Annotated in this window: 5 protein-coding genes; all 5 read left to right on the top strand. The window is 64.2% G+C overall.

The window, feature by feature from the left end; genetic code table 11:
- Position 1 precedes the first annotated feature (1 nt).
- On the top strand, positions 2–1,426 hold the full coding sequence (locus VN856_RS04375; RefSeq protein WP_325686518.1) for a flavin-containing monooxygenase: 1,425 nt from the start codon (positions 2–4) through the stop codon (positions 1,424–1,426).
- A 27-nt stretch (positions 1,427–1,453) separates the two neighbouring features.
- Positions 1,454–2,335, top strand: a complete 882-nt coding sequence (locus VN856_RS04370) for an SDR family NAD(P)-dependent oxidoreductase (protein ID WP_325686516.1) — start codon at positions 1,454–1,456, stop codon at positions 2,333–2,335.
- Positions 2,325–2,882, top strand: coding sequence for a nuclear transport factor 2 family protein (locus VN856_RS04365; protein ID WP_325686514.1), 558 nt, complete (start codon positions 2,325–2,327; stop codon positions 2,880–2,882). Before VN856_RS04370 ends, VN856_RS04365 begins: the two co-directional genes overlap by 11 nt.
- Positions 2,883–3,304: 422 nt before the next feature.
- On the top strand, positions 3,305–4,954 hold the full coding sequence (locus VN856_RS04360; RefSeq protein WP_325686512.1) for an FAD-dependent oxidoreductase: 1,650 nt from the start codon (positions 3,305–3,307) through the stop codon (positions 4,952–4,954).
- A gap of 206 nt (positions 4,955–5,160) precedes the next feature.
- Positions 5,161–5,564 (top strand): NfeD family protein (locus VN856_RS04355; protein ID WP_325686510.1); only part of this gene is annotated, 404 nt, incomplete at its 3' end.

Below are 5,564 nucleotides of genomic sequence, written 5' to 3'. Positions count from 1 at the left end.
GCTGGGCGGCCAGTGGACGGGACTCGTTGGCCGGAGCGGCGTTTGGCCAGCCATGCACACTAACACCAGTCGCGTCATGACTGCCTTCAGCGACCTCGCGATCGAGAGCCAACTTGCCTACCCATCAAACCGCGAGATTCTGAACTACTTGCATCGCTATGCCGAGACATTCGGCCTTACGTCGCGCATCCGGTTCGACACTCGTGTCGAACTCCTGAGGCGAGACGATGCCGGATGGCTCGTCGGTCACGCGGGCCTAGAGGAAAGGTTCGAGCGAGTAGTGGTGGCAAGTGGCAGATTCCACGCTCCCACCATCCCCTCGGTGCCGGGGCTCGACACGTTCGCAGGCTCGGCCGGTGCGATCTCCACCTACCACTACAGAGGGCCCGCTCCATATCGGGGCAAGCGGATTCTGGTGGCAGGTTGCGCCGTCAGCGCCCTCGAGGTCGCCGCCGAACTCGCCGACCTCGGCGCAGCACGCGTTGTAGTAACCCAGCGCCGACAGCGGTACGTCTTACCGAAGTTCGCCGGCGGAGTCCCGTCCGATCACCGGATCTTCACGCGTTACGGAACCCTCGCGAGTGAGACTCTCCCGGCGGCCGAGATCGACCGGCAGCTGAAGGAGATCGTGGTCGAAGCTGCAGGAAGTCCGGAGCAGTACGGCGCACCCGCGCCCGACCCGTCGCTTTTCGCCGCCGGGATCACTGTCAACCAGCAGTACCTGCCGCTCGTGGCCGAGGGACGAATTACGGTGTGCCCGTGGATGAAATCCATCGCGGATGCGACCGTGACGTTCGCCGACGGGCATGCCGAGGAGTTCGACGGGATTGTGCTCGGCACGGGGTTCGATCTGTGCCTACCGTTTCTGAGTCAAAACATCCGGGGCATAGTCAATCTCGACGCAGCACATCTAGACGCCGACCGCTACACGTTCCACCCTGACCTCCCCGGGCTGGCCTTCATGGGCATGTGGGACCAGTCGGGCGGATACTTTGTGCCGCTAGAACTCCAGGCCAGGTGGATCGCATACACATGGGGCGGCACGATCGCGCCGCCTTCTGATACCGACCAGCGGCGGTCGATCAATGCTTACCGCTCGCAGCGAGGGACGTCCCAGAAAACTCGGATGAACCTGGTAGCCCTCACCTTCGCTCGAGCCGCCGGGGTCGAGCCACAGCTCGATAACTGGCCGCACCTGCGCCGCGCCCTGCTGTTCGGCCCGCTCGCACTGAGCTGTTTTCGCCTCGAGGGCCCGGACGCGCTGCCCGACGCGCCGGTCCGATTCGAGCGCGACGCCGCCGCCTTCGGCGCTATCACGTCGAACGACCTGACCGGGCGTGAAAGAAACTACTGGTCACTCGTCGAAACCGCGGCCTCCGGCCCGACCGGGAGCGACGAAGGAATCGAAGCGCCGCGGGTCGGGTAGAACTGCCTGAATGAAGGACACCAACGAATGATCTCGCTGGCGGGCAAAGTCGCGATCGTCACCGGAGCGAGCCGCGGCATCGGCAAAGGTGTCGCGGTGGCCCTCGGCGAATGCGGTGCCACCGTCTACGTCACCGGCCGCACGGCCGCGGCCGGTAAGCACGAACTGCCGGGCACCGTCGGCGAGACAGCCGCAGAGGTCACCGGACGCGGCGGCCGAGGGGTCGCCGTGCAGGTCGACCACGCCGTCGACAACCAGGTGACCGCTCTGTTCGACCGGGTTAGAACCGAGCAGGGCCGCCTCGACATCCTGGTCAACAATGCGTTCGCTCTGCCCGAGGACCTCACCGACGCCAAACCGTTCTGGGAGAAGCCGGTGTCCAACTGGGAGATGGTCGACGTCGGAGTGCGGTCCAACTTCATCGCCGCCCGCCTCGCCGCACAGATCATGGTGCGCCAGAGGACTGGACTTATTGTCGCTACATCGGGCTACGTCGGCGTCACCTACACCTACGGGGTCGTTTTCGGACTGTGCAAGACCGCCGTAGACCGGATGGCTCGCGACATGGCCATCGAGCTGCAACCGCACAATGTCGCGTCGGTATCACTGTGGCAAGGACTGACCATGACCGAACGGGCACAACGCAACTTGAATGACCACCCCGAGATGACGAAGTCGATCGTCACCCGCCCTGCGGTGGCCTGCTCTCCGGAGTTCCCCGGCCGGGCCATCGCGGCGTTGGCGACCGATCCGGATTTGATGAGCCTCTCCGGAGGCACCTTCATCACCGCCGACCTCGCACAGCGCTATGGGGTCACCGACATCGACGGCAGGACCATCCCGTCCTTGCGCGCCGAGCGGGGATCACCGATCTGGCAACCGATCATGGGAGCACGCCATGGACGCTGACCAACTTGCCCGATTCGAATGCCTGCTTGCTCGTCAGGACATCACCGACTGTCTGATGCGGTTCTGCCGCGGCATGGACCGCTTCGACCGCGATCTGTTCCTCTCGGCATTCCATCCCTCCGCCGAGATTGCCGCCGGCGACTTCGTCGGCGGGCCAGCCGACCTGTACGAGTGGGCACACCACATGCACGAGCGAGGGCAGATCGCCACACAGCACAACTTGCTCAACAACACCTGCGACATCGACGGCGACACCGCACATTCTGAGACTTACTACCTATTCGCTGCCCGCAACCTCGACGAATCTAACTGGATCGCCGGTGGCCGCTATTTCGACCGTCTCGAGCGTCGCGACGGACAATGGCGGATCATGTTGCGCACCAACGCGATCGAATGGTCCGGGGTACTGCCGACAATGCCGATACCGTACGCCGACGTGCCTGACATCGGGGTCAACGGCATTTCAGCACGGGACCGAAGCGATCCGTCTTACGAGAGACCCCTTGTCAACCGCCGCGACACCCACAACCCGCTGTCGTCTGCGTGACGCATCAGCGTGGACGTCGGCGGCTCCCAGCGTGAGCAATTCCTGCAGGGCGACCTCGAAGCCGCCAGCCAGTCCCCTACGTCGGACACCAGTTCCCAGCATGAGTTGATCCCGACGCACCCGGCCCAATCCCCTTGACGCACTGTCGAATACGAGGCGAGATTTTGGGTTTAGCGCGCCCATGCGGAGCGCGCCGCGTAAAGGTCCAGACGGCCGCCGTGACGCGGCACCCACTTAGATACGTTTACCGCCTCAGACGAAAACTTCTTGGTGGAGCTGCCGGGAATCACGGCTTGCGCCTCCCCGCACCGGCTGGGCCGTCAGGGTGTGATGTCAAGCCACTCAGCGAGCGAGGGGGAATTGGCTAGATCGGACGAATCTTCAGTCGCGCCGGAGCATCATCACAGGCATGCGAAGGAATCGTGTTCACCGTCGATGAGATCGCCGCGCTTCCGCTGTTCTCGACGCTTGCGGAGCATGAGCTGGAATACCTTGCCGGCGCCGTTGAGGACATCCACCTCGTCGCCGGGGAGTACGTAGCCCACGAGGGCGAAGGCAGGTTTCTAGCGGTCGTCGTCGAGGGTCGGACCGAGCTGACCAAGCTGGTGAACGACGTCGAGCAGGTGATAGGCATCCGGCTCCCAGGGGAGCTGGGAGGCGAGATCCCGATGACCCTAGGTACGCCATTGCCCGCCAGCATGCGAGCCATCGAGCCGTCGCGCGTGATGAAGGTCCCCGTAAAGGTGTTCCACACGCTCGCTGCCATGGCCCCCCAGGTCTCCGCAACGGTCGGTGCGGCCGCGTTGGAGCGCCTGGAGATGCTAAGAGACGCCACCGCACAGCCGCTTGAGCCCGCGATGTTCATCATTGGCCCGCGCGTGGACCCGGGCGTCCACGGCTGCGACAGCTTCCTGCATCGCAACCAGATCCCTTACGAGCGCCTGAACCCAGACGATCCTGCCGCCGTCGCACGCAGCGGAGGTAGAGCCCCACTCGCGGGCCCTTATCCAGTGGTGGTGCTGCGCGACGGCACTCGGCTGATTGAGCCGACGATGCGGGTCATTGCCACGGTTGCTGGACTGACGGTAGCGCCCGGTCAGACGCATTACGACGTGGTGATAGTAGGCGGCGGGCCAGCGGGTCTGACGGCGGCGGTCAACAGCGCTTCCGAAGGCCTACATACAGGGCTGATCGAGTCTTTCGCCCCCGGCGGGCAGGCCGGCACCTCGACCCGGATCGAGAACTACACAGGGTTCCCGTTCGGGGTCTCTGGCGACGAGCTCGCGAGCCGGGCGCTGCAACAGGCGAAGCGGCTGGGCGCCGAGATTGTCGTGACCCGCCGGGTCGAAGCCATCGATCCTGCAGAACTGACCGTAAGCCTGGACGCGGGCGATGTTCTCCGAACCAAGTCGATCGTGCTCGCGATGGGCGTGGAGTGGCGGCGCCTCCAGATCGATTCGGTCGACCGATTCGTCGGCTCCGGCGTCTACTACGGTGCCGCACGCAGCGACGCCAGTCTGGCGCAGGGAAACGATGTGTATCTGATCGGTGCGGGCAATTCTGCCGGTCAGTCCGCCATCTTCTTCTCCAATTACGCTCGATCGGTGACACTCGTCGTGCGGGGCGAGTCGCTTGCAGCGAGCATGTCTCACTACCTGATCGAGCAGATCGCAACGAAAGCGAACATCCGCGTGGAAACCCGATCCGAGGTTGTCAGGGTGCACGGAGATGAGCAGCTCGAGGCGATCGAAATCATCGACCGGAGAACCGGCACGACATCTCGACGGCAGGCCGGGGTGCTCTTCGTCCTCATCGGCGCCGAAGCGGCGACCGATTGGCTCCCTACGGAGATCTCGCGCGACAAGCACGGATTCGTGTTGACGGGGACCGACGCGATGAAGACGGGACAGTGGAAGACCGACCGCGAGCCGTTCGCTCTCGAAACGAGCGCCCCCGGGATCTTCGCGGTCGGTGATGTTCGCGCGGGATCGGTGAAGCGCGTGGCTGCATCCGTGGGTGAGGGCGGTATCGCGATCGCCTTCGTGCATCGCTACCTCCAGCTCTCGCGGTAGCGTGGCCAATCCACGAATATGAGCGAGCGGCTCCGCCGTCGCGACTGACGGCATCCAGTCATGTAATGGCGCATCGCCCGGAAACACAGTGCGGCGCCAGCATGGCTTCAGGGACATAATGTAAGGGTGTGACCTACCGCACACGACGGAGGTAGTGACGGTCATCCCGCCTGCTTACCCGTCGAATGTTCAAGGAGGATCGCCGCATGGATGTATGGCTGATCTGGTTGATCATCGCCGTAGTGCTGCTGGTGGTCGAGATGCTCACTATCACCGCAGCGGTCGGGATGCTCGGTATCGCTGCACTGATCACCGCGGGCTTCGCCGCACTCGGGCTACCCGTTTCTGTCCAGCTCCTTGTGTTCGCAGTCACCGCCACGATCGGGGTGGTGCTGATCGGCCCCATCGTCCGTCGCCACGTGCTCCGGCCCCAGCTCGAGCGTTTCGGCGTAGAAGCATTAATCGGTAAGCCCGCCTATGTCGTGTCAGAGGTGTCCCGGCTGGACGGCAGGGTTCGCATCGGCGGTATGCGCGGCGAGGAGTGGACGGCGCGCGCCTACGACCAAACCTTGGTGATACCCGCCGGAGCGACCGTCGACGTGCTGGAGAT

Source organism: Mycobacterium sp. (assembly GCF_035603715.1).
In the GTDB taxonomy this organism is placed as follows: domain Bacteria; phylum Actinomycetota; class Actinomycetes; order Mycobacteriales; family Mycobacteriaceae; genus Mycobacterium.
Note: the sequence above shows the minus strand (reverse complement) of the source record. Positions and strands in the feature narration are given on the sequence as shown.

Bases quoted from the DNA above. Each gene is read 5' to 3' on its own strand.
- VN856_RS04365 (WP_325686514.1), top strand. From the start codon at position 2,325: ATGGACGCTGACCAACTTGCCCGATTCGAATGCCTGCTTGCTCGTCAG.
- VN856_RS04370 (WP_325686516.1), top strand. From the start codon at position 1,454: ATGATCTCGCTGGCGGGCAAAGTCGCGATCGTCACCGGAGCGAGCCGC.